The following is a 17,534-nucleotide window of genomic DNA, read 5'->3' on the forward strand; positions in this document are numbered from 1 at the left end:
CCCCACCATACAAAAATATGTCCTAGGACAAAGTGGGGGCAGGGGGTGGAGTTCGCCCACCTGGCCCCCGCCCTGCGGCTGGCCCGTCTCGCTGAGCTGCGGGCCGCTCTGGAGCAGACCCTGTTCGGCGGTGGCCATCGATCCGCCGCGTGAGATCGATCAGGTCATCGCCGCGGCGGGGACGGACCGGTCCTTCTACGCCGAGGTCGAGTCCGCGGTCCACAGCATCTCCGTCGACCACGTCCCCGCACCGGCCAAGGCTCTGGGCGTGGGACCCTCCGGGCTGTTCCAGAACGTGGCTCCGGACGGCCGGCAGAGGAGGCCGTGCCCGGAGTGTGACCGATGCGGTGTGGCAACGGCATCAGGAAGCGGGGACGGGCTCCAGCCGGTAGGCGTCACCGTGGGCGACCACACGGCCGGCGGTGGGCGGTGCGAAGTGGGTGCCCAGGAGGAGGGTGTCCGTGCCGGCGAGGGAGCCGAGCAGCGTGCGGCGGGTGACCTCGGACTGCCGCGGGTCGATGTCGACGCAGGCGCCGATGACGGGGTGGGCAAGGACGGGGTGGGCAAGCTGGACGGGATGGTGGACGCAGTCGCCGGAGACCAGCGCCGTCTCACCCCGGCTGGTCAGTTCCACGGCGACGTGGCCGGGGGTGTGGCCGGGTGTCGGGATCAAGCGCAGGCCAGTGCTCGGCCTACGCGGCCGAACAGGTCGACGTCATTCTCGCCCGCGCGATCGGCCGCAAGGAGAACACTCCCGACGTCGAGACGGCGATGGACCGCGTGGTCGCCCCCATGATGTACCGCATCCTCTTCCGCCCGAGCGGACTCGAGGCCGCCTACGCCCGTCGGCTCGTGACCGAGCTCCTCGACGCGGGAGAAGTGGCCGGTCAGTGACCCGGTGACGGTGCGGCGGGGCGCGATCCCCGCCGCGGCTTCGCAAGAACCGGGTCTACCCGCGGGTTGCTCGGCACTCGGTGAGGCGGTTCTTGCCCACGCCCCGGTGTGCAGGGCGCACTCGTGACAGGGTCAGGGCCCCGACTCTGGCGGGGAACCGGTGCTGCCACTCGGCGTCCAGGGGATGGGCGTCGTCCTTGGCCGGGTGCGGTTGCGGCACAGGCAGCAGGTGATGTGGGGCTCCGGGGTGCCATAGGGCCCATCCTGTGCACCCATGCCGTCCCTCACCTCGCGGGTGTGCACCAGCCGCTGCCGCGCTACCCTGCGCTGCCCGGCGACAGCCGCCGTGTGATCCGGTCGAACAGCTCCGTCAGCGGCTCGCCGACGTCCCGGCCGAACCCGGTCAGCCCGTAAGTGACCTGGGGCGGCGTCGTCGGCTCGACCTCCCGCCAGACCAGGCCGTCCTGGACCAGCGCGCGCAGGGTCTGGGCGAGCATCTTCTCGCTGATGCCCTGGATGCTCTCGCGCAGCTCGTAGAAGCGGAGGCTGCTGCCCCGCAAGGAGATCAGCACCCAGACACCCCACCTGCTGGTCACGTGGTTGACCACATCACGCGCGGGACAGTCGGTATGAAACACGTCATAATGCCCCCCCGCCTCGGCCTGTCTGTGCTGCGCGCCTTCTGTCATGTCATGAGCTTACCTCAAGGTATGTCCTTACCAAAAGTTAGCCCGCGCTCCTAGCATGAGGACCACAGAAGACATCCGACAAGGAGCTGATCATGATCGTAGTGACCGGGGCTACCGGAAATATCGGCCGACCGTTGACGCAGGCGCTGGCCGAGGCTGGCCAGCAGGTGACGGCGGTGTCACGGCACACGGCGGCGGTGCCGAACGGCGGCCGCCACGTGGTGGCCGACCTGTCCGAGCCGACCAGCCTCAAACCCGCGCTGACCGGAGCGAAGGCTCTGTTCCTGCTGCTGTCCGGCAACCTGCACGCCACGGGAGCCAGCCCTGCCGACATCATCAGGGAAGCTGAGGCCAGCGGGGTTCGCCGGGTCGTCCTGCTCTCCACCCTGGGCGTGGTGACCAGACCCTTCGGCCCCACGCGGATCGCGATGCGCGCGCTGGAGGACATGCTGCGGGAGTCCGGCCTGGAGTGGGCCATCCTGCGGCCGGGCGGCTTCGCCTCCAACGCCCTGTGGTGGGCCGAGTCCGTCCGCACGCAACAGGTCGTCGCCGCGCCCTTCGGCGACATCGGGGTGCCGATCATCGACCCGGCGGACATCGCCGCGGTCGCAGCGGCCTGCCTGCTGGATGACCGGCACACCGGCGGCGTCTACGAACTGACCGGCCCGGAGGTGATCACTCCGCGCCAGCAGACAGAGGCCATCGCCGCTGCGCTGGGCTCACCAGTGAGGTTTCACGAGTTCACCCGCGACGAAGCCAAGGCCGCCATGGCCCAGAGCATGCCAGCAGAACTCGCCGACGACACTCTGGACATCCTCGGTTCCCCGAACCCGGCCGAACTGCGCATCAGCCCCGACGTCCAGGGGGTCCTCGGCCGCGCCCCGCACCCCTTCGCCGACTGGGCCGCCCGCAATGTCGCCGCGTTCCGCTGAGACCAGGTGATCACGCAGGGGCGGGGCCTCCCGGTCCCGCCCCCACACCGAGGTCCGGACGCGAGCCCAGGTCCAGGGCTTCGTGACGGGCCGGTGCGCGGAGTTGTCGGAGTGAAACTCCAGAACACCCAGCAGCTCGATCGCCAGCGCCGCGCCGGGGTGGGCTTCCACTCCCCGCACGAAGCCCTGGACCCGGCGGGCGTCTGGTCCCCCACGTTTTCGCCGCGCTGGCCGGTTCATCCGCGAACTCATCGTCCAAGGAACCAAGGAAGGCTTGGACGCCGCCCGCGCCACCGGAAAACGCCTGGGCCACCCGCCAGCGACGACCCCGGAACAGGTCCGTCACGCCCGCCTGCTCGGCGTCAGCAGCTCGACCCTGTACAAGCACGTGCCGAAGTTGTCGGTGGCACGGGTCCTGCCCGAACAGATCGCGCTGCTGCACAAGCACTGGGCTTCCCCCGGGCCCGCGCAAGTGGACTGAAGCGGCCACGGTCACCACCCCGACCTGCCCGCGCTGCTACACCCGCTCTCCGATGAGACCACAGCCCCCAACCACGGGCCCCGGCCCGAGGACCTGGCCGGGCTCTCCCCCTACATCCGCGCCCACATCACCCGGTTCGGCGCCTACGCCACCGACGTGCTGGGCATCGAGCCCGAGGCGTTCAACCCTGCCCGGGACGAAGTCGACTTCACCGTCCTGGACCTGGCCGCCTGAACGGGCCGAGCCCCCCGTGACCGACCGTGGTCGCCCCGGGCGCGGGTCCGTGCGCCCTCACCGTTGCTATCCCGGGCTTATCGGCGGCAAGAACCGTCCGAAACAGGCACGAACTACGCGGATTGGGTAGACCACTCCGAATACCCGGATTGGTCTACCTCCTGACCTGGGGGAACGTCGCGAAGGTGGACGTGACGGGTCACTGGGGCGTCGTTCGCCGCGCAGTCACGGTGCGTCGTCGGCCGGAGCGGTGCCCCGCTCCTTCAACAGGGGGATGAGCGCGTTCGCCGCCTTCTTGGTGAGCCGGTCGATCACCGTCGTGCGCCGTTCCCGGGGCCCCACGCAACGCGACGTTGCGCGCGGGGGCTGTCGTGATGTCAGGCGGAGGTGTGGTGCTGGAAGCCGGAGACGGTGACCGGTCCGGTACTGCTCTCGGTCGGGGCCGGTGGCTCGCCCCCGCTCAGGAGGTGGTGGGCTGTCGCGTAGACCCCGCAGATCAGGCCCGCAACCAGGGCCGTTGTCGCGACCGCGGTCAGGACCGGCCGTGCCCGGGGAAAGCGGCGCGCGCACGCCCAGACCAGCAGTGCCAGCCCCGCCAGGATCGACAGAGTCCAGTACACGGGCGAGGTGGTCTCCAGCACGGTCAGCAGGCCGTTGGCGCCGTCCCCCACAAGGATCCCTGCCATGAAGCCGACGCCGACCGGCGCCCACCGGTTCCGGTGGCGCAGCATATGGGCGCCCCACCCCAGCAGGGGGCCGACCGTGACCGCGGCCGCACCCCAGAACAGGGTGTAGAAGGGTGAGACCCCAGAACCGCGCAGTATGGAGGCCAGGTCATAGCCGAGCACCATGGCCACCAGCGCCAGGACGCCGATCCCCACGCTGACCCACATGCGGCGGTCGAGCAGGGCCAGCAGAAACGCCACCAGGCTCCAGGACCCGCTGGCGTTGGCCAGCGAGCTGATGGGGGCGGGCAGCCATCCTTGAGCGAAGGAGGTCAAAAAACCGATGAGGAGGGCGCCCGCGAGGGCAATCCCCAGGGCTGGGAGCGGGGATGCCGTCGCAGCCGGGGACGTTGCGGTGCTGTCCATACCCGTGTTAACGCCCCCGGAGCCTGCACCGGTTCGACGATGGCCTGTGGCCTGGAGAAGGGGCCCTGCGACGCCCTCCAGCAGGGACGGAGGGCCCACCCGTCATCCCACCATCGGGTGCGCAGGTAACCGACGAGGTCCACGGTCGGGTCGATGATCCGGGGGCTGAGGAACTCAACCGGCACGCCCCCAGAAGGTAGAGCCCTTCGCGCGAGGCTTAGCGCGGGTTTTCGTCCCCAGGTTCAAGCCCCGCGTCGAAGTCCTTCGCGCTCACCTGTTGCCGGCACACGCGCTCTTCGTCTACTGCGTGGCACCTGACGGGAAGGGGGCACGGCCGGTGAGCCACATGCTCGCGGCCCTGGTGGCACGCTCCGCCAGGGGGTCAGGAGAACACGGTCGTTGGAGGGCCGGTGCGGCGGTCGCCTCACGGCGGATGGCACAACAGGGTTCCTGCCACCTCACGGGTGCGGTATTCCCTGAAGGCTTCGGTTGAGCCCGGGGGACACTTGCTACCGCACCGGCCCGGATCAGCTGGAACAGGTAAGGGCAGGCAGGTATTCCCCGCGTTCGCAGAGCATCTTCCGTCCCTAACGGAGCGGCCGGCCCCGAGAGGGCACGGTCTTGGCCCACACGCCCCTGCGGCGCCCAGCTCCGCAGTTCCTAGCGGCGATCCGGTGCCGGTGCCACCCGGGCGTGGCCCCACGGGAACAGCGCGGTTCCCTGGTGTTCACACCCCGTTGCCCACGCCCGGTTAGCCTCGACACCGTCCGGCTGCGCGCACGGAAAACCGCCCCCTTTCCGCCCCCGCCCGCGCACTGACCCCATCAGGCCCTCTCCCCTGGGGCGCCCGAGGCCACGTGCGGGTGGCCCGGGTGCCCCGCCCCAGCACCGCCAAACGAACAAAGATGTGGTCACAGATACCCCTGTGACCACACCCCAGCATTTCGGCAGAACCAAGACCACTCAGAAGAAGCCCCTGACCACGCCGCTACCTCCTACGCCACCGGGGCCTCCTGCACACCACGGCCCCGTTCCAGGGCCCGTTCGGCCTCGGCCATCACCAGGTCGGCGTTGATCGCCGCCCCGGCCCTGCCCCCGGCGGCGGCCGCACCGATCACCTGCTCGGTCACCGAGGTGACGTTGCCCGCCACCCACACCCCCGGCGCCGCGGTGGCACCCATGGGCCCGGCCTCCACACAGGTACCCATCACGTGTTCGCCCATCTTCTGCTCGACCACCTCAAGCCCCAGGTCCACCAGCAGCTGCGAACGCGAACGCATGAACGTGGGCACCACCACCGCGTGCACGGGCACCACCGACCCGTCGGCGGTACGCACCCCGCTGACCCCGCGACCGTCGGCCTCCACGGCTTCCACCGCGGTGTCGACCACGGTGATGCCGCGTGCGGCCAGTTTCTCCCGCTCCGGGCCGGCCAGGCTCTGACCGGGGTGGGCGAACAGGGTCACCCGGTCGGTCCACTGCCGCCACAGCAGGGACGCGTGCACCGCCACGGGCCCGCTGGCCACCACCCCCACGGGCTCGTCGCGTACCTCCCACCCGTGGCAGTAGGGGCAGTGCAGCACCCCGGTACCCCAATGCTCGGCCAGACCGGGGATGTCGGGGAGTTCGTCGACCAGCCCGGTGGTGACCAGCAGCCGCTGGGCCGCCACCACCGATCCGTCCTCACACTCCACGGTGAAACCGTCCCCGGTGCGTTCCAGGGCCACCACCCGGCCCTGTTCGACCACGCCGCCGTAGGACTCGACCTCGGTGCGCCCTCGCGCGAGGAGTTCGGCGGGGGAGGCCCCCTCCGACCCCAGGTAGCCGTGTACCCCCCGGGCGGGGGCGTTGCGCGGCTGGGCCGCGTCGATGACCAGCACCGAACGGCGGGCCCGGGCCAGCATCAGCGCCCCGCTCAGCCCGGCGGCACCGCCACCGACGACCACGACCTCGAAGCTGCGTGTGGGTTCGTTCATGGATGTCTCCTTTGCTCGTACACCCATCCTGCGCACCGCCCCACCATCTGACAAAGATCGTTGCCAAAGCAGCAAAATCCCAGTCCGTGGCCGCCCACAACAACCACCCCGGACGTTGTGGACCTCGGCCCTCGCACTCTCCGGGGCCAGCCGCCACTGCTGGCGGCGTCCCCGGACCGGGACCGCTCAGACACCACCCCGCACCGGCCGTTAGGCTCCCCTGCCATGGACAGCCTGTGGAACACCGACACCGTCTGGCTCAACACCGCCCAGTACGGCATCCCACCCACCACCGCCCACACCGCACTCACCCACGCCATCAACACCTGGCACACCGGAACCGGCGACCCCCACCACTGGTCCCAGGCCGTCGAAACCACCCGCGCCCGCTTCGCCCACCTGCTCAACGCACCCACCGACGACATCACCCTGGGCGCCTCCACCTCCCAACTCGTGGGCACCATCGCCGCCTCCCTGCCCCGCGGCGCCCACATCCTGGTGCCCGAAGGCGAATTCACCTCCACCACCTTCCCCTTCCACACCCACACCGACCGCGGCATCACCGTGCACACCGCACCCCTGCACTCCCTGGCCGAACACATCACCCCCACCACCCACATGGTCGCCTTCAGCCCCGTACAGTCAGCCGACGGCACCCTGGCCCCCACCGACCAGATCCTGGCCGCCGCCCGCACCCACCACACCCTCGTCCTGGCCGACGCCACCCAGGCCGCAGGCTGGCTCCCCCTGGACGCCACCCGCTTCGACGCCCTGGTCTGCTCCGCCTACAAATGGCTCATGGCCCCCCGCGGCCTGGCCCTGGCCTACCTCTCCCCCGCCCTGCGCACCCGCCTGCGCCCCACCAACGCCGGCCCCATGGCCGACACCAACCCCGCCACCGCCTTCTACCGGGACCACTTCGACCCCGCACCCACCGCCCGCGCCTTCGACCTGTCCCCCAACTGGTTCGCCGCCCAGGCCGCCGCCCCAGCCCTGCAAACCCTCCTCCACAGGGGGGTGGAACACATCCACACCCACAACACCCGCCTGGCCGACCGCCTGCGCGCACACCTGGACCAGCCCCCGGCCCACTCCGCCATCACCACCGTGGACATCCCCGACGCCCTGCAAACCCTGCGCCGGGCCGGCATCGTGGCCACAGAGCGCAGCGGACAGACCCGCCTGGCCTTCCACCTGTACAACACCGAAGCCGACGCCGACCTGGCCGCCAAGGTCCTCACCGGCTGAACCGCGCCCAGGGCTCAGGGCTCAGGGCTCAGCGGAACGCGGATGTGGTCTGGGTGATGCGCCACAACCGTCGAGGCAGCTCACCTTCCTCGAAGGGGGCGACCTCCACCAGGTCCCACCCGGCAGCGAGGTCGGCGACCAGGGCGCGGTCGAAGAAGTGCACAGCGAACCCGCCGTGCTCGAAGATGTCGTCGCCGTGGTCGAGGCCCGCCCCGTAGTGGGCGTCACCGGTGTGGCGCACCGTGTACACCAGCGTGCCGCCGGGTCGCAGCACCCGACCGATCTCGTTCACGAGCGCCTGGATCTGGCCGGTGGTCAGTGCCATGCACAGCAGCATGTGCGCGAAGACCGCGTCGACGGAGCCGTCCGCCAGGGGCAGTGGTGCGCGGGCGTCGTGCAGGTGCGTGTCCACGCGCTCCGCCACCCCCTGTTCCCGGGCGGTGCGGGCCAGTTGCTCCAGGGCGGTGGCGCTGAAGTCGGCGGCGTGCACCCGGAGTCCCCGGGCGGCCAGCCACAGGGCGTCGCGCCCGTGCCCGGCTCCCAGCTCCAGCACGGTGCGGGCACCGCGGTCGGTGAACGCCTCCAGCGCGTACCGGGCGGGATCTGAGGGGTCGGCACCGTACATGTGCGGGTTGCGGTCGTAGACGCTCTGCCAGTGCTCGCGCTGGGACGCGCCCAGATCGGTGTCCACGTCGGCCTCCTTCGGTGGGGCGCGCAACGGCGCTCTCCAGGCGGAGGGGACTGTGCGCTTCCCGCGGCCCCTCGATCACGTACCATCTATTCTAAAAATACATGGAACTATGGAGTGTGGGATGGGTAAGACCGACCTGTACGACGCCATCGCCCGCACCGGCAAGGCCCTGGCCCACGGCAAGCGCTTGGAGATCATCGAACTGCTGGCCCAGGGAGAGCACCCCGTCCAGGAACTGGCCCAGGCGGTGGAGCTGAAACTGTCCACCGCCTCGGCCCACCTGCAGGTACTACGCCAGACCGGGCTGGTCACCGCCCGGGCCGAGGGCACCCGGATCTTCTACCGGCTGACCGGCGACGACGTGGCCGCCCTGATGACGGTGCTGTGCCGCGTGGCCGACACCCACCAAGCCGAGGCCGCAGCCGCCCGCCGCTCCCACCTGGACCACGACGACATCCGCCTGGTGGGACGCCAGGAGCTGCTGGCCTCGGTCGCCCAGGGCACCGCCCTGGTGCTGGACGTGCGCCCCGCCCGGGAGTACGAGGCCGGGCACCTGCCCGGCGCGGTGTCCATCCCCCTGGAGGAGCTGGCCGAGCGCCTGGACGAGATCCCCGAGGGCACCGAGGTCGTGGCCTACTGCCGTGGCCGCTACTGCGTGCTCTCCCACGAGGCCGTGCGCCTGCTGCGCGCACACGGCCGCAACGCCGCCCTGCTGGAGGAAGGGGTCCTGGAGTGGCGCTCGGACGGCATCACCCTCACCCCCTGACCCGGGCCCGGAGGAGATCGCAGAGCCGACCGCCCCCGCACCCGAACGCACCGGTCACCACCCCCCGTCTGCACGGTGGTAGGTTCCACTGGCCAGGAGACCGCGGTTCCCTCAGGTACGAACCCGCCCCGCACCCGCATCCACCCCGCGGCCCCCGAAGGGCCGCCCCCGGAGAGGCCCCGTGACCACCCGCCCCGTCCCCACCACGCTCTCCGACCTGCCCTACGCCGAGGAACTACGCCCCTTCGACAGGGACCAGCTCCACATGGACCCCCACGAGGTCACCCACTTCGACGGTGAGAGGTTCGCAGCCATCAACCTCACCGGCGCCCGGTTCATCGAGAGCGCCTTCACCGACACCCACTGGGACGGCGGAGTCCTGCGCAGATGCAGGTTCACCGAGGTGTGGATGCACAAGGTACGCATGGCCGGCACCGACACCGCCGAATGCACCTGGCTCGACAGCCACATCGTGGCCAGCATGTTCGCCGGAACCGCGTCCTTCAACTCCGAGGTCCAACGCGTGGTCTTCTCCTCCTGCAAACTCAGCGGGGTCAACTTCCGGGCCACACGCATGGTCGACGTGGTCTTCCAGGACTGCGTCCTCACCGACGTGGACTTCGGGCAGGCATCCCTGACCCGGGTCACCTTCCCCGGCTCCAGCCTGCGCGGCCTGCACCTGGCCAAGGCCGCACTGCACGAGGTGGACCTGCGCGGAGCCACCGAACTCGACCTGGCCTCGGGCTTCGAATCACTGAGCGGCGAGGTCATCGGCCAGGCGCAACTACTCGCGATCGCCCCCGCCCTCGCCGCCAACACGGGCATCACCGTTCGGGACGCGTGAGCGCCCCCACCGGGATACCGCAACCGCCCACACACCGGCCCAACAGCAGCACCGACCACCCGCAACCGCCGGAGCCGGGACCCTAGGGAACGATCCCCTCCCGCTCCGGACGCACGTTGCCCAGCACCCGCTTCACCGCGATCTCGATCACCACCCGCTCGGGGTTGGGGCGCGGCCGCCGGTACCGCTGCGCGTAACGCCGCTCCGCCTCGGCCACCGCACCCTCATCGGAACGAACCGTGGCGGTGCCCTCCAACGTCGACCACCGGGCCCCCTCCACCTGGCACACCGACACCCGCGCCCCCGGACGAGCTCCCAGATTGCGTGCCTTGTAACTGCTCCCGGAAGCGATCACCCGCGCCAGGTGCCGCTCGGGGTCATAGGTCACCCCCACCGGCACCTGGTGGATACTGCCGTCCGGACGCGGGGAAGCCAGCGTGCACAGACGGCGCTCACCCCAAAACACCAGGAAGGGATCCTGGTCACGGGACTCCTCGGACACGGAACCGGGCTCCTCGGACACTTTCCTGTCGGGCACGGAGACTCCCATCGTCGACTGACCTGCCAGACCACCAGCATCCCAGCCCCCGCACCACGCCCCGACCCAGGTCAGGAAAAGACCCCGGCACGAGCACACCCCGCCCACGCCTCGCACCCATCACAGCACCGACCTCCACACCACTGTTCGTTCCACCAACCACGACTCACCCACCAACCCGCACCGGCCGCGCCACCCACGCGAACGCCTCCCGCTCTCCCACCCGCTCCCACGCACGCAGATACCCCGAAAACCCCCCACAGGCCGCACACCCCGCTTCCGGGCCGCCTCCTCCACCCCCGCGTACGCCCCCATGATCCGCGGATAGAAACAGTCCCCACGCGCCACCTCAGCCACCAACCCCACCGCCTCCTGCGGCGGAGCCGCCACCACCTGCGCCACCATCGCCAACGGCATGTCCATCCGGCGCAGCTCCCGCACCCGCACCGCCGCCCCCACCTGCTCAGGCAGGTAGTACCGGTACCCGTTGGCCCCCTCCACCCGGTGCGGCACCAACAACCCCGACCGCTCGTACAGCCGCAACGCCTTGGCGGACAGACCGCTGCGCCGCGAGAACTCCCCCCCCGCGACAACTCTCCCGAGACCACCGACCCGTTCATGGCCCGAGTCTGGACCGTGCCCCAGGGGCACGGTCAACCCCCGCCACAACCACCCCCGCCCCGCACACACGGCGGTAGCATCAGCGCCGGCTCACACACCGAAAACAGCCCCGGCCCCAGGCGTCCAGAAACACCACCCCCGCCCCGCCCCCCAGGAGCCCACACCATGTACCCCGTCAGCGCCCCCCACACCAGCAACCACCTGCCCCGCCCCGGCGGCCACCACCTGTTCTGGCAAGAATGCGGAAACCCCCACGGCACACCCGTCCTGGCCCTGCACGGCGGCCCCGGCTCCTCCTCCGACCCACACTGGTCCGCACTGGCCGACCCCGGCCACTACCGCCTGATCCTGCTCGACCAACGCGGCGCCGGAGCCAGCACCCCCAACGCCGGCGCACCCACCACCGACCTGACCACCAACACCACCCCCCACCTGGTCCAGGACTGCGAAGCCCTACGCACCCACCTGGGCATCGACCGCTGGCACCTCATGGGCGCCTCCTGGGGGGCCTGCCTGGCCCTGGCCTACGCCCAAACCCACCCCGACCAGGTCATCTCCCTCATCCTGTTCGCCGTCACCACCGGCACCCGCCAAGAGATCACCTGGATCACCCACGACATGCGCCGTGTCTTCCCCCAGGAATGGGAGGACTTCCACGCCGCAGCCGGACCCGACGCCGACCCCCGCGCCCTGCCCACCGCCTACGCCCGCCTCCTGGCCGACCCCGACCCCCGGGTACGCCACGACGCCGCCCTGGCCTGGTGCCGCTGGGAGGACACCCACGTGGCCACCGTCCCCAACTTCACCCCCAACCCCCGCTTCCAGGACCCCGACTTCCGCCTCACCTTCGCCCGCCTGGTCACCCACTACTGGTCCAACGACTGCTTCCTCGCCCCGAACCAGCTCCTGGACAACGTCGAACGCATCGCCCACATCCCCGCGTACCTGATCAACGGCCGCCTGGACATCAGCGGCCCCAGCGACACCGCCCACCACCTGGCCCGCCGCTGGCCCGCCGCCGAACTGCGCATCGTGGGCGGAGCCGCCCACACCGCCAACAACCACGGCATCGGCCGAGCCGTCCTGGAAGCCACCGACCACCTGCGCCACCTGACCTGACCCCGCCAGCACGAAGGCCCCCGGGAAGGGCGCCACCCCCCGGGGGCCTTCGACAAACCCACTCACCGGCCTGTTCAGACCAGCCGACCCACCTCGTCCATCACCCGCCCCAACTCCTCCCCGGTGTTGTAGTAGTGCACCGAAGCCCGCACCACCGAACCCTCACCCGCACCCGACCACCGCTGCTCCCCGGGCCGGGACACCCCCGCCCGCACCCCGCGCTCACGCAACTCCCCCACCACCCAGGGCGCCTCCCGACCAGCCACCGTGAACGTCACGATCCCCGACCGCTCCCGACCCCGATCACACACCGCCACACCCGGCACCCCCGCCAACCCCTCACGCAACAACCCGGCCAACCCGCCGATGCGCTCACGAGCCCACCCCATCCCCACACCACGCGCATAACGCGCAGCCACCCCCAACCCGATCCGGGCCGCCACCGAGTGCTCAAAAGACGCGAACCCCGCCGCACCCGCCAACACCCGGTAGGAGTCCGGCCCGCTCCACTCACCCCCGATGTGGTTGACCGACAACGGCTCCCCCAACCGCACCCCGTCCCGCACGTACAAGAACCCCGTCCCCCGCGGCCCCCGCAGGTACTTACGCCCGGTACCCGAGAGCAGATCACACCCGATCCGCTCCACATCCACCTCCCACTGGCCCACCGACTGGCATGCATCCAGCAGGTACACCGCCCCGAACCGGGCACACAGCTTCCCCACCGCCTCCGCCGGGTTCACCAACCCGTTGTGGGTGGGCATGTGGTTGATCGCCACCAACCCCACATCCCCCCGCCCCAACTCCTCCTCCAACACACCCACATCCAGCACCCCGTCGGCATCATCAGGCACCACCTGCACCCGCACACCCCGCAAAGCCGCCATCCGCAACAACCCCACCCCGTTGCCGGCGTACTCACTGGTCGTGGTCAGCACCCGCTGACCCGGCTCCAACACCACCGCACCCAGAGCCTGCGACCACGCCTGCGAAGCCCCCTCGAAGAACACCACCTCCCGCGGCGACGCCCCGATCAACCCCGCCACCTGCGCCGTACTCTCCTCCACCAGCTCCGCAGCCAAACCCTCGGCCTCATAACCCCCCACCCGCGACTCCAACTCCAGGTGGGACACCACCGCCTCATGCACCTGCCGCGGCACCAACGACGCCCCCGCGTTGTCCAGGAACACCAACCCCGCACACCCCGGGGTCTCCTCCCGAAGCCCGACCACATCCACCACGAACCCACTCCTCAACAACCGGGGACCACATCCGCCCGCACCCTGCCACACCCCCACACCACAGGGGGTGCCCGCCCCCACCCACGACCGTGTCCCACACCAACCCCGCCACCGGCCCGCGCACCACCCACCATCAGCCACAATGGCCAACAACCACCACCCACCCCACGAAAGGGCACCCGGCTGCCATGACCATCCCCAAAGCCGAACTCCACCTGCACATCGAAGGCACCCTGGAGCCCGAACTCGCCTTCCACCTGGCCGAGCGCAACAACATCACCCTGCCCCACGCCGACATCGACGCCCTGCACTCCGCCTACTCCTTCACCGACCTGCAGTCCTTCCTCGACCTCTACTACGCCCTCATGGACGTACTGCGCACCGAAGCCGACTTCCACGACCTGGCCGAGGCCTACCTGACCCGCGCCGCAGCCCAGGGGGTCCGCCACGCCGAGATCTTCTTCGACCCCCAGGCCCACACCAGCCGCGGCATCGCCCTGGACACCGTCATCAACGGCCTCACCGCCGCCCTGGACACCAGCCTGCAGCGCCACAACATCTCCACCACCCTCATCCTGTGCTTCCTGCGCGACCGCCCCGCCACCGAAGCCATGGACACCCTCAACGCCGCCCGCCCCCACCTGGACCGCATCAGCGCCGTCGGACTGGACTCGGCCGAGGTCGGCAACCCGCCGGAGAAGTTCACCGAGGTCTTCGCCGCCGCAGCCGAACTCGGTCTGCACCGTGTGGCCCACGCCGGCGAGGAAGGCCCCGCCTCCTACATCTGGCAGGCCCTCAACCTCCTGGGCGCCGAACGCATCGACCACGGCATCCGCTGCCTGGACGACCCCGCCCTGGTCACCCACCTGGCCACCACCCGGACCCCCCTGACGGTGTGCCCCTTCTCCAACGTGCGCCTGCGCGCCGTCCGCACCCTGGCCGAGCACCCCCTGCCCGCCCTGATGGAGGCCGGCCTGCTGGTCACCGTCAACTCCGACGACCCCTCCTACTTCGGCGGCTACGTCCACGACAACTACCTGGCACTACAGCAACACCTGGGCCTGGACCACGAACAACTGCGCACCCTGGCCCGCAACTCCTTCACCGCCTCCTTCCTGCCCGCCCAGCGCCGTGAGGCCCTCATCGCCGAAGTCGACGCCTACACCTTCTGACCCCACACCCCGAAGGGGCCCTCACACTCATACGAGGGCCCCTTCGGCGTCCTTCACCCGTGGTCCCCGATCACCGCCAGGTCAGCGACTGGCCGTGCTCACCGGTGTAGGCCACCACCCGCCCATCCACCGCCAACGTGAAGTCACCCTCCACCGACGGCCGAGCGTGCTCCCACTCGGGAAAAGCACGCCACCCCTCGTTGGACACCCAGTGCCCGCGCAACTCGCCCATCAACAGCTCGAACCGCGCCCGCTCGGCCGCCGACAGGTAAGCCAACACCGCGCTGTGGAAAACCACCAACGTCGCCCCCGCAGGCGCCTGGGCCGCCACCTGCGGCAACACCTCCAACAGGTCCCCCGACACCAACAGCGCCGGGTCGGCCGCGGCCACCGACGCCGCCGCCCGCAACCGCTCCACCCGCTCCCGCCAGTTCCGCCCGGGCCAGACCAACGACTCCAACCACCGCACGTCCGACCCCTCCCCCGCATCCAACGGGTTCAGGTCCACCCCCGCCCGCCACACCACCCGCGGCGGTGCCTCAGGGACGGGCACCTCACCGCGCGTGCGGCACTCCAACAGCACCGGGCTGTCCTTCGGCCCGATCGGCGGCGCCCCGTCGAAGGAGTACCGGTACCGGTCCGGGTACAGGCACAACCCCGCCGAGGCCCCCACCTCGATCAACGCCAACGGCCCGTCCAACCGCGCCAGAACGGGCAGCAGCGTCGCACACCGGCGCACCTCGTTGGTCTGGTTCATCCGCGCCAGCACCACCTGGCGCACCGACCCCCAGTGCGCCACCACCCAGTCCCGAAACCCCTCCCAGGACCCGGTGGGCCCGCCCAGGTAGCGCACCGCCCCCAACAACAGGTTGGGCTGGCGCTTGTTGCCCGCCGGCAACGACAACACCAGATCCAGCACCCGCTCGTCCCGGGCCACCCCCGAAGCGATCCGCTCATAGTCCGCCGAACCACCCCGGGCATAGCTGGCCGCGAACCGCCGGTACCCCTCAGCCAACCGCTCCCGCTCCACGCTCACATCCACGGGCACACACCCCTCCTCAAGACAGCACGTGCGCGGAAACCTACTCTCCGGCACGGCCACACCCACCCCCCGCCCCCACCCGGAACCGCTCCCGGTACTGAGTCGGCGCACACCCCAGCACCCGCACGAACGCCCGCCGCATCGCCTCATCGGTACCGAACCCACACCCCCGCGCGATCGCCGCCACCGGAGCCGACCCCTCCTCAAGACGCCTACGCGCCCACTCCACCCGCACCCGCTCCACGTACCGCCCCGGCGTACACCCCACCTGATCAGCGAAGACCCGCGAGAACTGGCGCACCTACAACCCCGCCCGCTCGGCCAACACCGCCAACGACCACACCCGCCCCGGGTCGGCATCCACCAGATACTGCACCTGACGCACCTCCGCCCGCTCCGCACGCTGGGTGGCCAACTGAGTGGAGAACTGCGCCTGCCCCCCGGGCCGCACCAGAAACACCACCAGGGTGCGCGCCAACCCCAACGCCACCTGCCGCCCCAGATCCTCCTCCACCACCGCCAACGCCAGATCGATCCCCGACGTCACCCCCGCCGAGGTCCACACCCGCCCCGAGCGCACGAACACCGGATCCCGCTCCACCCGCACCCGGGGAAACTCCCGCGCCAAGCGCTCACAGTGCCGCCAGTGCGTGGTCGCCCGAGCCCCCTCCAGCAGACCGGCGCGAGCGAGCACGAACGCCCCCGAACACACCGACGCCACCCGCCCCGCACGAGTGGCCAACCCCCGCACCGCCGCCACCAGCTCCGCATCCGGCTCATGGGCGCCCTCACCCCCCCGCCACCACCAGGGTGTCCACCCGACCCACCCGCTCCAACGCCACCGAGGGCACCAACCCCACCCCACTGGAGGAGGTCACCACCGCCCCGCCCAGGGAGGCCGTACGCACCCGGTAACGCGAACCCGGCACCCGCGCCGCCCCGGCGAAGACCTCCAACGGCCCCGTCGCGTCCAGACTCTGCACGCCCTCGAAAACAACAATGACCACCTCGTGGTGTGTGCCGTGCTCCATACCCCCACCCCACCAGCGCCCGGGAAACGACCACAAGGTCGCGTGCCCCAACCATCCGGCCACCACCCCTCCCACCAGCGCCCGACACACAACACCCCGCGGCCTCACGGCCCCCTCACCCGCCCGCGCCTACCCTTGAGGACACGAAAAGATAACGAGAACTCTCGCGCGCCCGGGACGATCCCAGGCAGGAGACAACCACCCACACGAACGGACACCCGTGAGGCTCTCCACCCGCCACCACCTACGGCACAGCACCCGCACCACACCACCCGCCGCGCCTCTGCTCGAGCTTCACGACGTGTCCCTCACCCGCGCCCACCACCCCCTCCTGCACCACCTCGACCTCACCATCCGCCCCGGCCAACACATCGCCCTGGTCGGCCTCACCACCGCCGCCGCCACCGCACTCACCCACCTGCTCAACCACACCGCCCACCCCACCCACGGCCACATCACCACCCACACCCCCATCCACACCACCCAGCCCGACCCCACCCTCGCCCAAACCATCACCGGACACCCCCGCCCCAACCCCCACGACCACCACCTGACCCACACCCTGACCACCACCCACCTGGACCCCCGCCACCTCAACACCCCCCTCACCGACCTCGACCCCGCCCTAACCCCCCGCATCCACCACGCCCGCACCCTCTACGCCCACCGCACCGGAGCCCACCTCCTACTCATCAACCACCCCCACACCCCGACCCCGCCTCCCGCACCCGACACCGCCCACCTCACCCTCACCAACCACCCCACCCTGGCCCGCACCGCCGACCGCATCCTGCTGCTCCACCACGGACAGACCACCGAAACCGGCACCCACCGCCAACTCCTCCTCCGCGGCGGCGCCTACGCACGCCTGTACGCCCGCCAAAGCACCCGGCCCCCCACCCCCACCACGCCCTAAACTGGACC

At 70.7% G+C, this 17,534-nt stretch carries 17 protein-coding genes and 2 pseudogenes; 9 read left to right on the top strand and 10 right to left on the bottom strand.

Annotated features, from left to right (window positions below; translation table 11 throughout):
• Positions 1 to 361: 361 nt before the first annotated feature.
• Complete coding sequence (locus tag IE195_RS10275) at positions 362 to 673, bottom strand: MBL fold metallo-hydrolase (RefSeq protein ID WP_225942425.1); 312 nt, start codon at positions 671 to 673, stop codon at positions 362 to 364.
• Here IE195_RS10275 and IE195_RS10280 point away from each other — a divergent pair.
• The gene (locus IE195_RS10280) at positions 661 to 894 is read left to right on the top strand and encodes a TetR-like C-terminal domain-containing protein (RefSeq protein ID WP_229826151.1); all 234 of its coding nucleotides are present in this window, start codon (positions 661 to 663) and stop codon (positions 892 to 894) included. The genes IE195_RS10275 and IE195_RS10280 overlap by 13 nt on opposite strands.
• A gap of 317 nt (positions 895 to 1,211) precedes the next feature.
• Here the strand turns inward: IE195_RS10280 and IE195_RS10285 are convergent, their stop codons facing one another.
• Positions 1,212 to 1,532 (bottom strand): winged helix-turn-helix transcriptional regulator, encoded by a 321-nt coding sequence (locus tag IE195_RS10285; protein WP_373295649.1) that lies wholly within the window; start codon positions 1,530 to 1,532, stop codon positions 1,212 to 1,214.
• Positions 1,533 to 1,675: 143 nt separating this feature from the next.
• Here IE195_RS10285 and IE195_RS10290 point away from each other — a divergent pair, with 143 nt between their 5' ends.
• Both IE195_RS10290 and IE195_RS26670 read left to right on the top strand, forming a co-directional pair.
• Positions 1,676 to 2,515, top strand: a complete 840-nt coding sequence (locus tag IE195_RS10290) for an SDR family oxidoreductase (protein WP_191269991.1) — start codon at positions 1,676 to 1,678, stop codon at positions 2,513 to 2,515.
• A gap of 191 nt (positions 2,516 to 2,706) precedes the next feature.
• Positions 2,707 to 2,996, top strand: a pseudogene (locus tag IE195_RS26670) (hypothetical protein); the annotation flags it as partial.
• Positions 2,997 to 3,607: 611 nt separating this feature from the next.
• Here the strand turns inward: IE195_RS26670 and IE195_RS10305 are convergent.
• The gene (locus IE195_RS10305) at positions 3,608 to 4,321 is read right to left on the bottom strand and encodes a DUF6518 family protein (RefSeq protein ID WP_225942424.1); all 714 of its coding nucleotides are present in this window, start codon (positions 4,319 to 4,321) and stop codon (positions 3,608 to 3,610) included.
• A gap of 995 nt (positions 4,322 to 5,316) precedes the next feature.
• Positions 5,317 to 6,297 carry an NAD(P)/FAD-dependent oxidoreductase gene (locus IE195_RS10310; protein ID WP_191269995.1) on the bottom strand — a complete coding sequence of 327 codons (981 nt, stop codon included), beginning with the start codon at positions 6,295 to 6,297 and terminating at the stop codon, positions 5,317 to 5,319.
• 225 nt (positions 6,298 to 6,522) lie between these two features.
• Between IE195_RS10310 and IE195_RS10315 the strand changes: the two genes are divergently transcribed.
• Positions 6,523 to 7,545 (top strand): aminotransferase class V-fold PLP-dependent enzyme, encoded by a 1,023-nt coding sequence (locus tag IE195_RS10315; RefSeq protein WP_191269997.1) that lies wholly within the window; start codon positions 6,523 to 6,525, stop codon positions 7,543 to 7,545.
• Between the two features lie 28 nt (positions 7,546 to 7,573).
• Here the strand turns inward: IE195_RS10315 and IE195_RS10320 are convergent, their stop codons facing one another.
• The gene (locus IE195_RS10320) at positions 7,574 to 8,236 is read right to left on the bottom strand and encodes a class I SAM-dependent methyltransferase (RefSeq protein ID WP_229826153.1); all 663 of its coding nucleotides are present in this window, start codon (positions 8,234 to 8,236) and stop codon (positions 7,574 to 7,576) included.
• Between the two features lie 121 nt (positions 8,237 to 8,357).
• On the opposite strand from IE195_RS10320, the gene IE195_RS26675 reads away from it, so the two are divergent.
• The gene (locus IE195_RS26675) at positions 8,358 to 9,002 is read left to right on the top strand and encodes an ArsR/SmtB family transcription factor (RefSeq protein ID WP_191269998.1); all 645 of its coding nucleotides are present in this window, start codon (positions 8,358 to 8,360) and stop codon (positions 9,000 to 9,002) included.
• 181 nt (positions 9,003 to 9,183) lie between these two features.
• The gene (locus IE195_RS10330; RefSeq protein WP_229826154.1) at positions 9,184 to 9,846 is read left to right on the top strand and encodes a pentapeptide repeat-containing protein; all 663 of its coding nucleotides are present in this window, start codon (positions 9,184 to 9,186) and stop codon (positions 9,844 to 9,846) included.
• An 82-nt stretch (positions 9,847 to 9,928) separates the two neighbouring features.
• Here IE195_RS10330 and IE195_RS10335 read toward each other — a convergent pair whose 3' ends face one another.
• Positions 9,929 to 10,396: a TIGR03618 family F420-dependent PPOX class oxidoreductase gene (locus tag IE195_RS10335; RefSeq protein WP_191269999.1), complete on the bottom strand. Its 468-nt coding sequence runs from the start codon at positions 10,394 to 10,396 to the stop codon at positions 9,929 to 9,931.
• A gap of 108 nt (positions 10,397 to 10,504) precedes the next feature.
• On the bottom strand, positions 10,505 to 10,927 hold the full coding sequence (locus IE195_RS10340; protein WP_229826156.1) for a MerR family transcriptional regulator: 423 nt from the start codon (positions 10,925 to 10,927) through the stop codon (positions 10,505 to 10,507).
• Between the two features lie 243 nt (positions 10,928 to 11,170).
• On the opposite strand from IE195_RS10340, the gene pip reads away from it, so the two are divergent.
• Positions 11,171 to 12,124, top strand: a complete 954-nt coding sequence (gene pip, locus IE195_RS10345) for a prolyl aminopeptidase (protein WP_191270000.1) — start codon at positions 11,171 to 11,173, stop codon at positions 12,122 to 12,124.
• 74 nt (positions 12,125 to 12,198) lie between these two features.
• Here the strand turns inward: pip and IE195_RS10350 are convergent, their stop codons facing one another.
• Positions 12,199 to 13,362: an aminotransferase class V-fold PLP-dependent enzyme gene (locus IE195_RS10350; RefSeq protein WP_191270531.1), complete on the bottom strand. Its 1,164-nt coding sequence runs from the start codon at positions 13,360 to 13,362 to the stop codon at positions 12,199 to 12,201.
• Positions 13,363 to 13,553: 191 nt separating this feature from the next.
• Here IE195_RS10350 and IE195_RS10355 point away from each other — a divergent pair, with 191 nt between their 5' ends.
• On the top strand, positions 13,554 to 14,537 hold the full coding sequence (locus tag IE195_RS10355; protein ID WP_191270001.1) for an adenosine deaminase: 984 nt from the start codon (positions 13,554 to 13,556) through the stop codon (positions 14,535 to 14,537).
• Positions 14,538 to 14,607: 70 nt separating this feature from the next.
• On the opposite strand, the gene IE195_RS10360 is transcribed toward IE195_RS10355, so the two are convergent.
• Positions 14,608 to 15,585: a DUF2332 domain-containing protein gene (locus IE195_RS10360; protein WP_373295651.1), complete on the bottom strand. Its 978-nt coding sequence runs from the start codon at positions 15,583 to 15,585 to the stop codon at positions 14,608 to 14,610.
• 34 nt (positions 15,586 to 15,619) lie between these two features.
• Positions 15,620 to 16,610 (bottom strand): annotated as a pseudogene (locus tag IE195_RS10365) (GlxA family transcriptional regulator).
• Between the two features lie 220 nt (positions 16,611 to 16,830).
• On the opposite strand from IE195_RS10365, the gene IE195_RS10370 reads away from it, so the two are divergent.
• On the top strand, positions 16,831 to 17,526 hold the full coding sequence (locus IE195_RS10370) for an ABC transporter ATP-binding protein (RefSeq protein ID WP_191270005.1): 696 nt from the start codon (positions 16,831 to 16,833) through the stop codon (positions 17,524 to 17,526).
• The last annotated feature ends 8 nt before the right edge of the window (positions 17,527 to 17,534 follow it).

The organism is Nocardiopsis terrae (genome assembly GCF_014651695.1).
Taxonomy (GTDB): Bacteria; Actinomycetota; Actinomycetes; order Streptosporangiales; family Streptosporangiaceae; genus Nocardiopsis; species Nocardiopsis terrae.